The sequence below is a fragment of the Thermococcus sp. LS2 genome, assembly GCF_012027375.1.
Classification (GTDB): Archaea; Methanobacteriota_B; Thermococci; order Thermococcales; family Thermococcaceae; genus Thermococcus_B.
The window spans coordinates 148,953-163,743 of record NZ_SNUI01000005.1; the positions used below are offsets into that span (position 1 = coordinate 148,953).

Annotated in this window: 17 protein-coding genes; 4 read left to right on the forward strand and 13 right to left on the reverse strand. The window is 41.9% G+C overall.

Features of this window, described 5'->3' with window-relative positions; translation table 11 throughout:
• Positions 1 to 4: 4 nt before the first annotated feature.
• Genes E3E24_RS08300 through E3E24_RS08315 form a run of 4 tightly spaced genes read left to right on the forward strand, consistent with a single transcriptional unit; the run spans position 5 to position 3,412 of the window.
• The gene (locus E3E24_RS08300; protein ID WP_167887209.1) at positions 5 to 766 is read left to right on the forward strand and encodes an ABC transporter ATP-binding protein; all 762 of its coding nucleotides are present in this window, start codon (positions 5 to 7) and stop codon (positions 764 to 766) included.
• The gene (locus E3E24_RS08305) at positions 759 to 1,478 is read left to right on the forward strand and encodes an ABC transporter ATP-binding protein (protein ID WP_346766036.1); all 720 of its coding nucleotides are present in this window, start codon (positions 759 to 761) and stop codon (positions 1,476 to 1,478) included. Before E3E24_RS08300 ends, E3E24_RS08305 begins: the two co-directional genes overlap by 8 nt.
• Positions 1,479 to 2,384, forward strand: coding sequence for a branched-chain amino acid ABC transporter permease (locus E3E24_RS08310; protein ID WP_167887210.1), 906 nt, complete (start codon positions 1,479 to 1,481; stop codon positions 2,382 to 2,384). It abuts the gene before it with no gap.
• Positions 2,381 to 3,412, forward strand: coding sequence for a branched-chain amino acid ABC transporter permease (locus E3E24_RS08315; protein ID WP_167887211.1), 1,032 nt, complete (start codon positions 2,381 to 2,383; stop codon positions 3,410 to 3,412). The genes E3E24_RS08310 and E3E24_RS08315 overlap by 4 nt, the downstream gene beginning before the upstream one ends.
• A gap of 103 nt (positions 3,413 to 3,515) precedes the next feature.
• Here E3E24_RS08315 and E3E24_RS08320 read toward each other — a convergent pair whose 3' ends face one another.
• From E3E24_RS08320 to E3E24_RS08380, 13 genes are all read right to left on the reverse strand, one after another.
• Positions 3,516 to 4,184, reverse strand: coding sequence for an HAD family phosphatase (locus E3E24_RS08320; protein ID WP_206205327.1), 669 nt, complete (start codon positions 4,182 to 4,184; stop codon positions 3,516 to 3,518).
• A gap of 87 nt (positions 4,185 to 4,271) precedes the next feature.
• Complete coding sequence (locus E3E24_RS08325; protein WP_167887213.1) at positions 4,272 to 5,057, reverse strand: prephenate dehydrogenase; 786 nt, start codon at positions 5,055 to 5,057, stop codon at positions 4,272 to 4,274.
• A complete protein-coding gene (locus E3E24_RS08330) occupies positions 5,042 to 6,079 on the reverse strand; it encodes a pyridoxal phosphate-dependent aminotransferase (protein WP_167887214.1) in 1,038 nt (345 codons plus the stop codon). Before E3E24_RS08330 ends, E3E24_RS08325 begins: the two co-directional genes overlap by 16 nt.
• The gene (locus E3E24_RS08335; RefSeq protein WP_167887215.1) at positions 6,063 to 6,293 is read right to left on the reverse strand and encodes a chorismate mutase; all 231 of its coding nucleotides are present in this window, start codon (positions 6,291 to 6,293) and stop codon (positions 6,063 to 6,065) included. Before E3E24_RS08335 ends, E3E24_RS08330 begins: the two co-directional genes overlap by 17 nt.
• Complete coding sequence (gene aroC, locus E3E24_RS08340) at positions 6,260 to 7,342, reverse strand: chorismate synthase (RefSeq protein WP_167887216.1); 1,083 nt, start codon at positions 7,340 to 7,342, stop codon at positions 6,260 to 6,262. The genes E3E24_RS08335 and aroC overlap by 34 nt, the downstream gene beginning before the upstream one ends.
• Positions 7,339 to 8,550, reverse strand: coding sequence for a 3-phosphoshikimate 1-carboxyvinyltransferase (gene aroA, locus E3E24_RS08345; RefSeq protein WP_167887217.1), 1,212 nt, complete (start codon positions 8,548 to 8,550; stop codon positions 7,339 to 7,341). Before aroA ends, aroC begins: the two co-directional genes overlap by 4 nt.
• Before the next feature lie 4 nt (positions 8,551 to 8,554).
• Positions 8,555 to 9,370, reverse strand: a complete 816-nt coding sequence (locus tag E3E24_RS08350; RefSeq protein ID WP_167887218.1) for a shikimate kinase — start codon at positions 9,368 to 9,370, stop codon at positions 8,555 to 8,557.
• A complete protein-coding gene (locus E3E24_RS08355; protein ID WP_167887219.1) occupies positions 9,351 to 10,178 on the reverse strand; it encodes a shikimate dehydrogenase in 828 nt (275 codons plus the stop codon). The genes E3E24_RS08350 and E3E24_RS08355 overlap by 20 nt, the downstream gene beginning before the upstream one ends.
• A complete protein-coding gene (gene aroD / locus E3E24_RS08360) occupies positions 10,171 to 10,821 on the reverse strand; it encodes a type I 3-dehydroquinate dehydratase (RefSeq protein ID WP_167887220.1) in 651 nt (216 codons plus the stop codon). Before aroD ends, E3E24_RS08355 begins: the two co-directional genes overlap by 8 nt.
• Positions 10,802 to 11,800: a 3-dehydroquinate synthase gene (gene aroB, locus E3E24_RS08365; protein WP_167887221.1), complete on the reverse strand. Its 999-nt coding sequence runs from the start codon at positions 11,798 to 11,800 to the stop codon at positions 10,802 to 10,804. The genes aroD and aroB overlap by 20 nt, the downstream gene beginning before the upstream one ends.
• Positions 11,788 to 12,573, reverse strand: coding sequence for a 3-deoxy-7-phosphoheptulonate synthase (gene aroF / locus E3E24_RS08370; protein WP_167887222.1), 786 nt, complete (start codon positions 12,571 to 12,573; stop codon positions 11,788 to 11,790). The genes aroB and aroF overlap by 13 nt, the downstream gene beginning before the upstream one ends.
• A gap of 19 nt (positions 12,574 to 12,592) precedes the next feature.
• Positions 12,593 to 13,525 (reverse strand): transketolase family protein, encoded by a 933-nt coding sequence (locus tag E3E24_RS08375; protein WP_206205036.1) that lies wholly within the window; start codon positions 13,523 to 13,525, stop codon positions 12,593 to 12,595.
• A 32-nt stretch (positions 13,526 to 13,557) separates the two neighbouring features.
• A complete protein-coding gene (locus E3E24_RS08380; protein ID WP_240912224.1) occupies positions 13,558 to 14,655 on the reverse strand; it encodes a transposase in 1,098 nt (365 codons plus the stop codon).
• Between the last annotated feature and the right edge of the window lie 136 nt (positions 14,656 to 14,791).

Consider the following 14,791-nt stretch of genomic DNA (forward strand, 5'->3'; position numbering starts at 1 on the left):
TTCTATGGCGTTGCTCAGGACTGAGAGCATTTCAAAATCATTTGGTGGGGTAAAGGCTTTGGATAATGTTAGTATAACGGTCGATGAACACACCCTCACGCTCATCATAGGTCCAAATGGTAGTGGAAAGTCGACTTTAATCAATGTTATCTCGGGTTTTCTAAAGGCTGACAGTGGAAAGGTGATATTCGAAGAGAAGGACATAACGAACAAGCCCCCAAACGAAATTTACAGCTATGGTATCGTTAGGACTTTCCAGACGCCACAGCCGCTCAAAGAGATGACTGTTTTAGAGAACTTATTGATAGCAGAGAGGCACATAGGAGAGAACATCAGAACAGCCCTAAACTACAAGAAGTGGCTGAAGCAGGATGAAGAGCTCGTTGAAAGGGCATATGAGCTGTTGAAGTTCCTTAAGCTTGACCATCTTTGGGATCACAAAGCTGGCTCTCTAAGTGGTGGACAGATGAAGCTCCTTGAGATAGGGAGAGCATTGATGACAAACCCAAAGCTAATAGTTATGGACGAGCCAATTGCGGGTGTTGCTCCTGGTTTAGCCCACGAAATATTCAACAAGCTCGTAGAGCTGAAGAAGCAGGGAATCACGCTCTTAATAATTGAACACAGGCTGGATATAGTTCTCAAGTACATTGACCACCTCTACGTCATGTTCAATGGTCGCGTTATAGCGGAAGGTAGGGGCGAGAAAGAGATAGAAAAAGTTTTGAACGATCCAAAGGTCGTGGAGGTGTACATAGGTGATTGAAACAAAAAACCTCAGTGCTGGTTATGGAAAGCTACAAATTTTGTTTGAGGTTAATGTGAAAGCAAAAAAGGGAGAGATTACAACAATCGTGGGACCTAACGGAAGTGGAAAATCAACATTCTTAAAGACCCTCTTTGGTTTAACGACAATCTATTCAGGCAAAATATACTACAAGGGTGAAGACATTACCAACGTTCCACCATATCAGAAGACTCGTCTTGGAATAGCATATCTCCCTCAGACAAACAACGTTTTTGCAAACTTAACTGTAGAGGAGAACCTCAAGATGGCCGGATACACAGTTCCAGATGAAGAGCTCAAGGACAGGATAGATTTGGCATTAAGTGTCTTCCCAGAAATAAAAGAATTGCTCAAGAGAAAAGCGGGGACTTTGAGTGGTGGACAGAGGCAATTCTTAGCCATGGCTACAGCTTTAGTTAGGAAGAGCGAGCTTTTGATGCTTGATGAGCCAACTGCACAGTTATCTCCTAAGCTAGCTGAGACAATATTCAGCAAGATAGTCGAGCTTAGGGATGATTATGGACTAACGATTCTCTTAGTCGAGCAGAATGCAAAGAGGGCTTTGGAGATAAGCGACAAGGGATACATGCTCATAAGCGGAAGGGTCGCATTTGAGGGCAAAGCGAGAGACCTACTTGAGCATGAGAAGTTCCAAAGCTACTTCTTAGGATTAGTGGAGGAGGTGGAGTAGATGGGAGTGCTTGAAGGTGCCATAACATATGCAAACCTCTTGGTACTCTTAAGCTTGGGTTTAACACTCACCTACATAACTACTGGAGTGCCAAACTTCGCTCATGGCTCATTCGCGGCCATTGGTGCATATTTTGCATTTACCGTGTTTAAATTGCTCGGCATTAACCCTTACTTTGCAGTTCCCCTATCTTTCATCTTGGGAGGAATAATTGGAGTTATAACCTACACATTCATACTTAAGCCACTCATAAAAAGAAACGCCTCACTTGAAATGCTGATGATAGCAACACTTGCTTGGGACATAATACTCTTTGGAGTCATAGGAGCCTTTGCTGAAAGCATAAGCACTGTGGTCAAGAGCCCTGCGACACAATTCGTCTTCACGTACCTTGATTTCACTATTGGAGGAATTCCCGGAAGGCTAATAGTGTCATCTCTGCTAATCCTACTGACGCTCTTTGGATTGTACATACTACTCTACAAAACGAAGTTCGGAATAGCGTTGAGGGCTTCAATGGAAAATCCAGCACTTGCAGAGGCGATGGGTATCAACGTTGAGAGCACAAGGTTGTTCTCATGGTTCTTGGCGGGAGCATTGGCAAGCATGGCCGGTTCAGTTTTACCCTTCCTCCAAGAGATAGTTCCAGCAACGGGAGGTCTCATAATAGTGTCAATCTTTGCCGCGAGTATAGTAGGTGGTCTACACCACATCGCAGGTGCACTAGTTGGGGGTTACGTCATTGGGCTCTCTGAATCATTAATAACCTATGGACTTTCCTCAATCTTTGGTACTGGAGTGTTAGTTTACGGGAAGGTTGTTTCACTCCTCATAATGATAGCCACCTTGCTGATGACGCCTGAGGGAATAACAGGAACAAAGCTTTGGGGGAGGTTGGTAAAGTGATAGGCGAGTTGATTCAGCTGATACTCGTGTGGTTCGGCATATACTTAATTGTCAACTTAAGCCTTAACATGGAGTTCGGTAATGGAGGAATACCAAACTTTGGAAGGCACTTCGCTGTCATCATTGGTGCAATAACTTTGGGAGGAATAGTGAACAGGTTATTAATGCTCGTCTTTGGAGTTCATGGAAATATAATAGACGCAAGCACCGAAGTGAGTGCAAAGGCAAATGAAGTCATAGCACAGCATCCAATTTATGGTCTTGGATTGCTAATCTTTACATTAGCTTTAGCATTCATAGTTGGATTCCTTACTGGGTTAGTGTTTATATTGCCAAGTGCAAAGCTCAAGGAGGACTACTTAGGTGTTACGCTGTTGGCAATTGGTGAAGTCATGTTCTTTGTGACATACTACACACCTTCACTGATAGGAGGCTACTACGGTGCTTCAGTACCAGACATCTTAGCATTCATCCCAGGAGAACAGAGAAACTTAGTCTTTGTAGCCATAATCTTAGCTATAGCACTTCTGGTGTATTTCTTCGTTGAGAGGCTCATCAACACCCCCTATGGAAGGCTGATAAGAGCCATGAGGGAAAACGAAAACGTTGTGATAGCATTTGGAAGAGACATCATGAAAGTCAGAATGAAAACTGTGGCATTAGGGTCAGGAATAGCAGCAATGGCAGGTGCTTTGTTTGGATTTTATTCAGCAAACATAATATCAAGTGCATTTACAAGGGTCGAGTGGACATTCTACCCGTTCCTCATGATACTCTTAGGTGGAAAAGGAAACAACAGGGGAGTTGTCCTTGGGACATTTGCCTTCATTCTCATGAAAGTGCTCATAGAAGCCTACAAGTTCCAAATAAAAGCATTCCTCCACTTACCGTTTGAGGCAGTGTGGCTTGAATACATTCTCTTCGGAATATTGGCATTAATAGTTATCTACTACAAACCAGAAGGAATCCTCAGAGAAGAACCCATAGTGACAGAACCCATAAAGAAGCTGAAGAAAGCAAAGGCTTGACTTATCTTCTTTCTTTTTTTGGTGGCGTAAATGCTAATTTATCACAAAACACTGGGCTTTAAGCGAGTTTGTTATAGCCAGTGCTGGAAACCTCACTATGGTCTCAAGGTGTCTCCAGAGTCCCTTCTTGAGGAAGAGTATATCCCTTTCTGATTTCCTCATCATTTTCAAGCACTTCACTGACTATTCTTATAACATCATCAAGGTTTTTAGCATTGAAGTTGGCACTTTCAATGGCCTTTTTGTTGTTTCCAACTGCTATGCTCACGTTAGCCCTTTCGAACATTGGAACGTCGTTGCTTCCGTCTCCAATAGCTAAAACAAAGCTTCTTTCTGCTAAAAATCTATCCAAGATTTCGCCTTTGCTTTTAAAGGACAGATAAACCCCACAAACTTTTCCATCTTTGAAGAGCAACTTATTTGCAATAAGCATATTTGCGTTGGTGTAGGTTAGGGCTTTTTTGATAACTTCCTTAAAACTTCCGCTTACTAAAACCACGTAAAAGCCTTCACTCTTCAAGAGCTCGACCAATCTCCTCGCTTGGGGCTGAAGCTTAAGCTTTTGAGAGGCTTTTAAAATTATTCTTTTATCAACTCCTTTTATGAGCTCTACCCTTTTCATAAAGCCTTCAAACCAGTCAATTTCTCCCCTAAGCCCTTTGTAAAGTAGCTCCCGTATTTCATATCCTCTTTCGACATAGTTCGCTATCTCATCCCAAAACTCAAAATCTGTTAACGTTCCTTCAACGTCTATGAATGCTATTCTTTCCATTTTTGACACTCCCTTTTTTGAAATCCTTTGGTGATAAAAAGGTTTTCAAAGAGAAAATGTCATTTAGACGAAATTCGTCAATTCCAATCATTCCTTGTTTAACACCATGTAAAATCTTTTGTAGTTATCCCCAATTTCATGTTCAAACTTCTCTCTAAGCTCCTCAACGTTAAATTCTCCTTTTTCAATGAATCTGAGGAATTCCTTGATTTTGTCCTTTGAGAACTCCAAGACCTCTTTAATGAACTCTGGTGAGTCATTTAACACAGCTTTTGCGTAAGTAGTCAAATACTCAAAAGATGTGCCTCCGAAGTTTTCAACTCCTTCAAATTTCGAGACAAAGCTTAGGAATGAGATGCCAATGAAGTATGGAATTCCAATGACAACTTTCATCATTTCATCGTGAATTTTTGCATCTGCAACGAAAACCTCAGCTTTAAATTCCTTGAAAAGATTTATCACTGGATTTGCATCTTCCTCTCTTCCCTCAACTGGAATTACTATGAACCTTCTCCCTTCGAAGCTCTTAGCTCCAGCACCAAACATCGGATGAACGCTGCAGACCTTAACGCTCTCCGGAAATCTTTTGTAAACCTCTATCACGTCTTTCTTGAATGTTGAGATGTCAAAAATAACCTTTCCTTCGCTTTTTTCACTCAATTTTGCAAGCGTTTCTAAAACTTGAGGCGTCTCTTCAAGAGACTTAGCAACAATAATCACATCTGCCCATTTAAAAAGCTCCTCTATTGAGCTAAACAGCTTAAACTCAATCTCCTTTGCATGCCTTGAATAAATCCCAACTTCATGGTTTGTGCTGAACTCTTTAGCAAACAGCCTCCCCATTTTTCCATAGCCGATTATTCCGATGCGCATAGCTTAACCTCCTTAATTATTTTGAGTCCTTCTTCAAGCCTCGAACTTACCAATGAAATTCTGATAAAATCTCTATAACCCCCAAAAGCTATTCCTGGAAAAACGGAAACACCCTTTTCTAAAAGCTTCTCGGCAAAGCTAAGCCCATCAATCCCTGTTTTAACGAAGAGGTAAAACGCTCCATCGGGCTCGTAAAATTCAAATGTCCCCTTCAGTATTCTTGAAGCAAGTTTTACCCTCTCTTCGTAGATTTTAACAACCTCCTTTTTGACCTCTTCTCTAATTTCCAATGCTTCAACTCCAGCCCTTTGAATAAAGATTGGAACACAAGTTGTTGTTACCTCTAAAAACTTCTGCATAGCTTTAATATCTTCTCTTTGCGCTATTGCATAGCCTAATCTAAATCCTGTCATGGAGAAGAGCTTTGAGAAGCCCTTAATAGTCACAACGTTGTCGTAAATCTCTCTCGCTGGTGTGAAGGGTTTAAAAGCTATGTCAGCGTAAATTTCATCGGCTAAAACTTTTACATTTTCATCCTCAGCAATCTCAAGGATTTCTTTGAGCTTTTCTCTTGGCAGAATTTTTCCCGTTGGATTGTTTGGATAGTTTAAGATGAGTAAGTCAACATTTAATCTTTCTATTTTTGGCTCCCATTCCTCTTCAAGGGAAGTTTTAAAAATTTTGACCTCTTTTCCGAACGCCCTAGCTATGCTCTCATAAGCCTGCCAGTGAGGAGAAATTATGCCAATCCGCTTAGCTCTTAAAATCTGCGAAGCAATTAAAATCTTTGAACCGTTGCCGACTATTACGTTCTCTTTTTCAACACCCTCAACCTCTGCTATCTTCTCCCTAAGCTCATCTAAGCCGGGAGTTTTAGTATATCCTGTTTCGCCTCTTTTTAAAGAGCTCACGGCCTCTTCTATTATCCTTTCATCCACCTTTATATCTGGCTGTCCAGCATCTAATCTTATCTTGGGGTTGAGTGAAGAGATTTTGTTAAAAAATTCATAAACGTTGAACATCCCTACAAACCTCCACTATCTTCTCGAAGACTTCCCTAAACTTGCCAGCTCTCCTGAGGACCTCTTCCTCCCTCTTCTCATCCCTTATGGGCAAGTTTAACTCTCTCTTTATCGCTCCTATTTCCTTAGCAATCCTGGCCCTCTCCTCCAAGAGCTCAATTATTTGTTTATCAATCTCATCTATCTTTTTCCTAAGCTCATGAAGCTTTTCCAACTCAACCACCTCAGCAAATGGTCTGCCAAAACCAACGCCATCATTGCTTCAACAACTGGCAGAGCTTTTGGCACTATGCAAGAATCAAAGCGACCTCTGAGCTTTATCTCAGTCTCTTCCATCTTTTCCAAGTCAACCGTTCTTTGTGGCTTGTAAATTGAGGGTGCTGGTTTAAATGCAATTCTCGCAACTATTGGCATTCCGTTGCTTATTCCTCCTAAAACTCCCCCACAGTTGTTAGTCTTCGTCATAACTTTCCCATCTTTGACAACAAAGGGATCGTTTGCTTCACTTCCCCTAAGCTCAGCTATCTTAAAGCCTAAGCCAAATTCAACCCCTTTGACAGCTGGAATTGCAAAGAAGGCTTTAGCTAAATCCCCTTCCAAATCTTCGTCATAAGGCCCACCAAGGCCAGGAGGAACGTTTATAGCAACAACTTCCACAACGCCACCGACACTGTCTCCCTCTTCCCTTGCTCTCTCCATTTCTTCGAGCATTTTTTGAAACGCTTCCTCATCCGGGCAAAAGCTGTTTTTTGAGCTAAAGATTTCTTCAACGCTCAAATCCTTCGCTTTTACCTTTCCAATGGATTTTATGTAGGCTTTCACTTCTATTCCAGCTTTTGCCAAAATCTCCTTTGCAAAGTAGCCAGCTATTACTATCCCAGCTGTCAATCTGCCGGAGAAAAATCCACCACCTCTGTAATCGTTAAATTCAAAATACTTGATTTTAGCAGTGTAATCACTGTGTCCGGGCCTTGGAGTGTTTTTTATTTCCTCATAATACGATGAATCAACATCTTTGTTCTCAATGATTACAGCTATAGGGGAACCAGTCGTAAAGCCGTTGAAGACCCCTGAGAGGATTACTGGCTCGTCCTCCTCTCTTCTTTTAGAAGAAAACCTCTTAATACCCTTTCTCCTCTCAAGCTCAGCTTTCATCTTTTCTAGATTAACTTTAATTCCTGGTGGAACCCCCTCAATTAGAACTCCAACAACTCTTCCATGGCTCTCGCCGAAGAGCGAAAATCTAAGCATTTTTCCCATCATTGATTAATCAACCTCCTCAAATCTTCAAAGAAGTTTGGATAAGACTTTTCGACGCATCTCTCGTTTAAGATGACACTTTTCCCTCTTGCGCCTAAAGCGGCAATTGTTAATGCCATTGCAATCCTGTGGTCATTTTGCGGATTCAATACAGTGCCTCTAAGCTCGCTCTTGCTTATTATTAGACCGTCATCGAGCTCTTTTACTTTTGCACCCATCTTTGCCAAGTTCAAAGCCATAGCCTTTATCCTGTCGCTTTCTTTGTAGCGCAAATGCTTTGCTCTTAAAACAGTTCTTCCCTCTGAGTAAGCTCCTAAAACAGCTAAAATTGGGAAGAGATCAGGAAAATCCCTACAGTCAACTTCTTGACCCACTAATTCGTCCCTCTCAACTTCAACGTAGTCCTTGCTAACCTTTACGTTAGCCCCAAACTCCCTCAAAAGGTCAAGAATCGCTTTATCAGCTTGAACATCATCTTTATCCAATCCTTCAACTCTAACTTTACCGAATATCGCTCCAGCCACTAAAAAGAATGAAGCTGAGGAGTAATCACCGGGGATTGAGAAATGCTCAGCCTTTATACCTTGGTGAACGTGGAAAATGTCATCATATCTTTCAACCCTAACATTGGCCCACTTTAGCGTTCTAAGCGTTATCTCAAGGTAGGGCTTTGAAACTGGGTTCAGCACTTCCACGCTTAATCCAACTTTAGCTCCCAAGAGAAGCAGGGCAGTGATGAACTGCGATGAAATGCTTCCATCGACTCTTACGTAATTCTTCTTTATCTCCCCACCAAAAACTCGCACTGGCAAAAATCCATTTGATTGAGTTTTTACACCTAAATCACTTAAAGCTTTGAGCAGGGGCTCCATAGGACGTTTCCTTAAAGATTCTTTTCCGTCTATCACGCTTTCTCCATTTGCTAAGGCACTAATCCCTATGGCTAATCTCGCGGTTGTTCCTGATTCAAAAGCGTTAATTTTGGCTGGCTTAACTTCTCCAGAACTTTCGACAAAGTTCCAATCTGCTTTGGCTCCAAATGCTCTCACAGCGTTTAGCGTTGCAAGTGTATCGGTGCAGATTAGCGGATTCTCTATTTTTGTTTTCCCTTCCGAAAGTAATCCCAAAAATAGTGCTCTATGCGTGTAGCTCTTTGAGGGAGGAGCCCTAATTTTTCCATCTAAAGTTTTTATCGGCGTGATTTCTATCATCAGCTCACCTCAGTGTTGTTGTCAAAACTTCCCCATAGTCTCTCCAAGTCTCTACAATTTTTTCAGGCTCTTCAGTTATTGCAAACATCGCAGGACCTTTTCCAGAAAGTCCGGCAACTGCTTCAACCCTCAAAGCTTTAACAATTGGCTCGAGGTTGTACCCCAAGAAAGACCCATATATCAGCCCGTTCAAAACCAAAGCTTTTTTCCACTCTCCTCTTAATGCTAACTTAAAAGCTTCTTCAACGTATGGAGCGAGAACTTTGAAGTTCCTCCCCCTCAGACTTGACGTCAGGACAGTTTCTTGTGGGATTAGCAAAACCACTGGAATTTTTTCCACTTCCTCCCTCTTCAAGAGCTCAAGCTTCAAGTTGTCTGTTAAACACAAACCGCCAAAGTACGAGGCACAGGCATCATCAAATGCTCCCGTTAAAGTTACACCAGCTCTTTTCGAAGCCTCAACGCCGAGCTTAACAACTTCAATATCGGGCAACTCAATTTTAAGCTCTTTTAAGATTGCCTTTGTCAAAGCGTTAGCTACAGCTGAACTGCTCTTTAACCCCTTCCCAACTGGAATCTCTGAGTCTATCTCAACTTTAACTCCAAAATCTAAGCCGAATCTGTCTTTAATTGTCTCCACAACTGCTTCAACTAACGAAAAATCTTCAAATTTCTCTCCTCTGACAGAGATTCCACCGCTAACTCCTTCATCAGTCAGCTTAACCCTAACGCTAACCTTCAAATCTATTCCAATTGCTCCTCCTTTTCCAGTGGCAAAGGCATTGATTACCGTTATCGCGCTAAGTGCTTTGTCTCTCACTTTTAAGCGCCTCCAAGGCAACTTTACGCATGAACTCAACGTCTGGCTTGACTCCAGTCCACAGCTTAAAGCTCTCGGCTCCTTGGTAGATTAGCATCCACAAGCCGTCAATAGTCAAACAGCCAACTTCTCTGGCTTCCCTTAAGAGCTTGGTTTCCAAGGGAGAGTAAACGATATCAAAAACAACCAAATTTTCTCTCAAAAGCTCCTTTGGAATTGGACTCTTATCTTCGTTCATGCCAAGGGATGTGGCATTTATCACGATGTCAGCCCAGCTTAAGTAATACTCTAAACTCTCTTTGCTCAGCTTCTCCCCTTTGACGCCAAATTTTTCAAGCTCTTTTGCTTTTCTCTCAGTTCTGTTAAGCACGACAACTTTGGCTAACCTGGAGAGGGTGTAGGCTATTGCCTTCCCGGCACCTCCAGCCCCTAAAACTAAGATGTTTTTGTTCTCAACTTCCGTAAAGCGCTTTAGAGCTTTTAACACGCCAATGCCATCAGTGTTGTGCCCAATGAGTTTCCCTTCTTTGTTTACTATTGTATTCACGCTTCCAATCGCTCTGGCTTCTTTGGAAAGCTCATCTAAAAACTCCAAAATTCGCTCCTTGTGTGGCATCGTAACATTCAATCCAGAAATCCCGAAAACTCTAACCCCTTTAACCGCTGAATCTAAATCATCAACTTCAAAGGCTAAATAAACTGCGTTGATGTTGTATTTTTTGAATAGGGCATTGTGAATAACTGGACTTAGCGAATGTTCAACGGGCTTCCCGATTAACCCATAGAGTCTCGTTTTGGCGTTAATCATTTCTACCACCAACGAGAGCCAAGAGCAACTTCATATCTTCAACGTTCAGCTGTCCAGGTGCAACTGCTTCGCCCAGAGAAGAGTAAGTAAATGGGCTTAAAATCAAGCTAAAAGCCCTTGAAATCTTCCCTTTTTCGCCCATGCAAAAAGCAATGAGATTTTTTTCGTATTCATAGAGCCTTACAATCCTCACGTTGTCGAGGTAGTGCTTAGCGAAGGTGGCTATTTTTATGACATCAGCTTTGAGCTTTTTCATTTCCTCCAAGAGTGCTTTGAGTTCTTCAAAGCTCGGCGTTTTCTCAAAATCGTGATATGAAACGATAATCCTAACTCCCCTCCCTCTTGCCAATCTTATTACATCTTCAGCAATCTTTGATTTGAACTCAACATCAACAAACGCTGGCTTAACCCTCATGAACTCTTCGAAGAGTTTTAGTCTCTCTTCATCGCTAATCTCTCTAAATCCTCCCTCTTCCTTAGAACGCACAGTGATTATCAGCTTATTCCGAAAGCTCTTCAATTTCTCAATTCCCTCAAAGCTTTCCATAGCATCAACTCTGAGCTCATAGAGATCAGCTTTACCCTTTTCAATTATTTTTATAGCCTCATCAACGGTTTTAGCTTTAATTGTCCCTGCTATCATCTCTCATCGCCTCGAGAATAGCTAAAACTATTTTTTCGTCAACTTCCCTTATGACAACTTTCCCAATCTCCTCTGGAAGTATGAAAACCAATCTCCCGTACCAAGCTTTTTTATCTATTTTCATGGCTTTCAAAAGCTCCTTTGGTTCAAAGTTGTGCCTCTTTGGGAGGCCGAACCTATCTAATAACTCCTCGACTTTTCCAGAATCGAAACCGTTGATCTTTTCCGCTATTAGTGCGCTTGCCATCAAGCCGATAGCAACGGCAAAGCCATGCTTTACTCTGTAATTTGAAACTTTCTCTATTGCATGCCCAACAGTGTGACCTAAATTTAAAATCCTCCTCTTTCCGCTTTCCCTTAAGTCCTCTTCAACAATTCTGAGCTTTACGTTTACGCATTCTCTAATTAGCTCTTCATTGATTTCCTTGAAAGACTTGAGCTTCTCATAAACTCTCGAATCAAGAATCCCATACTTAACGACCTCACCAAAGCCATTCAATATTTCAACCTTAGGGAGCGTTTTTAGGGTTTCTGGATCGATTAGAACAAAGTTGGGCAAGTAAAAAGTTCCAATAATGTTTTTACCTTCAAGATTTACCCCTGTCTTCCCCCCTATAGCGGCATCAACTTGAGCTAAAAGGGTCGTTGGAATTAAGCCCAAATAGGTTCCCCTCATAAAAGTAGAGGCGACAAAAGCTGAGAGATCAGTTATAACCCCACCGCCAAGCCCAATTATCAAGGATTTCCTTGTGAAACTAATCTCAATTAGCTCTTTCCATATCTGCTGAGCCGTCTCGAGGCTTTTGAACTCCTCCCCATCGGGGATAATTATTGGAATAGCACTTATTTGATCTAAAATCTTATCTAACCAAAGTTTTTCGAGAGTTGTGTTGGTTATTACGACAGTTTTGTAGGGAGAAAGCTCATCAACAATGCTTTTTAGCTTTTTAATGCTGCCTTTCTCGATTATAATCCCCATTTTCTCAAGTCCTCCAAGAGTTCTTTGAACTCATCGAAGTTCAGTTGCTGCTTTGAATCTGATAGTGCCTTCTCTGGCTCTGGATGAACCTCAACCATAATTCCGTCCGCTCCGACGGCAAATGCCGCTTTGGCTAGGGGTTTAACTAAGCTCTTCTTTCCAGCCGCGTGGGAAGGGTCAACTATTATTGGAAGATGAGACAGCTCTTTAGCCACTGGAACCGCTGAGATGTCGAGGGTAAAGCGCGTTGATGTTTCAAATGTTCTAATGCCCCTCTCGCAGAGAATAACATTTTCATTTCCCTCAGCTAAGATGTATTCTGCCGAATAGAGCCACTCTTGAATCGTATTGGCAAAGCCTCTCTTTAAAATGACTGGCTTATCTGTTTTGCCGACCTCTTTCAGAAGGTCAAAGTTTTGGGCATTTCTTGTCCCGATTTGCAGAATATCAACGTATTTAGACACGAGTTTAACTTCCCTTGTGTCCATAACTTCGCTGACCGTAACTAAGCCAAACTCTTCTCCCGCTTTTTTGAGCCATCTCAAGGCTTTTTCTCCATGCCCTTGGAAGGAGTAGGGGGAAGTTCTGGGCTTAAACGCCCCTCCTCTTAGGACTTTAACTCCAAGCTCGCTCAAAAATTCTGCAGTTTTCATTATCTGCTCCTCTGTTTCAACGGAACACGGTCCAGCGATTATGGTAAATCCTTCTCCAAATTTAGCTTCCTTAACTTTGACAACAGTCTTAGCTTTGTATTCTTTGCTGAATTTAAACATCAAATCACCTCCCAGCATTTTACAAGCTCTCAACTGCCTCAGCTATTCTCTTTGCAACTTTTTCTGCACTTAAGCCGTAGAAATCCAATAACGCTAAGTAGTCCCTCGAGCTTTTGCCAAACTCTGTTGTTCCAATCCTAATGACCCTCTTTGGCATCTTTTCGCTCAAAACTTCTGCCACAGCTCCTCCAAGTCCTCCAAAAATGCTGTGCTCTTCTAGGGTGACTATTAAGTTGGCTTTTTTAGCTATTTTGAGCAAGGTGTCCTCATCAAGGGGCTTTATTGTGTGAAAATCTGCTACTCCAACGCTCAGGTCTTTAAGCTTTTCAGCAACTTCTAAAGCCACTGGAACCATGAATCCACAGGTAATCAAAAAAACATCCTCCCCTTCCCTTAAGATTTCTGCTTTCCCAATTTCGAGCTCTTCTCCATCGTAAACCTTTATCGTGTAATCCCTTCCCAAACGCATGTAAAAGGGCCCTTCGCTTTCAACCATCCGTTTAAGGAGAACTTTGGTTGCATAAGCATCTGCTGGCACAAGGACTTTCATATTTGGCAAAACCCTCATCAAAGCTATGTCCTCTAAACATTGATGTGATGAACCATCCATGAAATCGGAAAAACCTGAATGAGTCGTAACAATTTTGACGTTTAAGTTATCCCTCGCCACTGTATTTCGTATCTGCTCCCAAGCCCTCATCATAAAAGCTGCAAAAGCAGAAGCTATTGGAATTTTGCCGGCTATCGCGAAGCCTGCGGCCGTTGAAATTAAATCCTGCTCGCTTATGCCGATTTGGAAGAATCTATCGGGGAAAACTTTTTCAAAGTAAATCGTTTTCGTTGAACCCTTTACATCTGCATCGAGGACTACAACGTTTTCGTTCTCCTTTCCTATCTCAACTAAAGCTCTTCCAAAGGCTTCCCTAAAGCTTTCGATGATTTTATCTGGCATCGCTTTTCACCTCCCTTTGCGGACTGGAAGCCTCAAGGCGGGGAGGAAAGCCCGCTTTTTAATGCATTCAAAACTTTTCTTGCAATATTTATTGAGGCATTATAATCTCTATCAATTTCAAAACCGCATTTGGGACACTTAAACACTCTTTCATCCTTGAAGTTTCTAACGTAATAACCGCAGTTTGAGCACGTTTTCGAAGTCCCCCTTGGGCTTACAAAAATTACTGGCACCCCATATAATTTTGCCTTATAGGTTATTTTCGCTATAAGGTCAGCATAGCTCCAACGATGCAAGATTTTCCTTAATGGTTTTGGTCTTTTCTGCCTCTTTATTCCTTTTAGCTTTTCCAGAACAATCACCCTATTCAGTTGCCTTGCCTTTAGGACAAGTTCTTTAGCAATTTTGTGGTTTAAATCATTAACAAACTTCTTATCTTTGTGGTTTGTCTTAGCATGAATACCAAACTTTTTCATGAGCCTTTGTTGCCTTCTTGCAGTTAGTTTTTCCAAGTGCTCTTTGTGCTTTATCAATACGTCCCCTCGAACTCTCATGACTTCTCTTCCTTTCTCATCACTCGCCACCAGTAAGTTGTAATACCCTAAATCCACGCCAATCGTCCCAACTGGTTTTATTGGTTCTTTCTCTGGAACCTCAATTGAGACAAATGCATACCAGTCTCTACCAATGCGTTTTATGATAACTCTACCGTGTTTGTGTTGGAGGCATTTTTTGTATCTTTTAGGCACATAGAGTGGTAAATAAACCCTCTTACCCATCAGCGGAACGACTAATCCATTGTTCTCTACCTTGACATCAACACCTTTAAAGTAAATAACATTGGAGCGGAACTCTGGAAATTCTCCCCCGTTTTTAAGCCAAGAGCGGTAGATTTCGATTGCTAGGTTCATAGCATCCTGAACGATATTGCTATGTAGTTGAGGATATTTGCCCCTAATTTCCCTGTAGGCGAACCTATGTAAGTTGCCCCTATTGGGCTTTATCCCAAGTTGAACAATGGCACTAAGCCAATCATTAACGCAAGATTTAAATGCCTCTATAGATTGTTCTAGCATCCATTCTTTGCTCCTTGTTAATGGTCTCATTTTCATCTTTAGCGTGAACTTCATCTCACGCACCTATCATATTTTTGCGTAAAGTTTTTAAATACTTTTTTGCTTATCTTATGGTGAGGGTGCTTCTGACCGTGCCCGATGACACCAACCGACCCCGTGAAGCCGTCGCGAGGCGGTGGAGTGGGGGGTT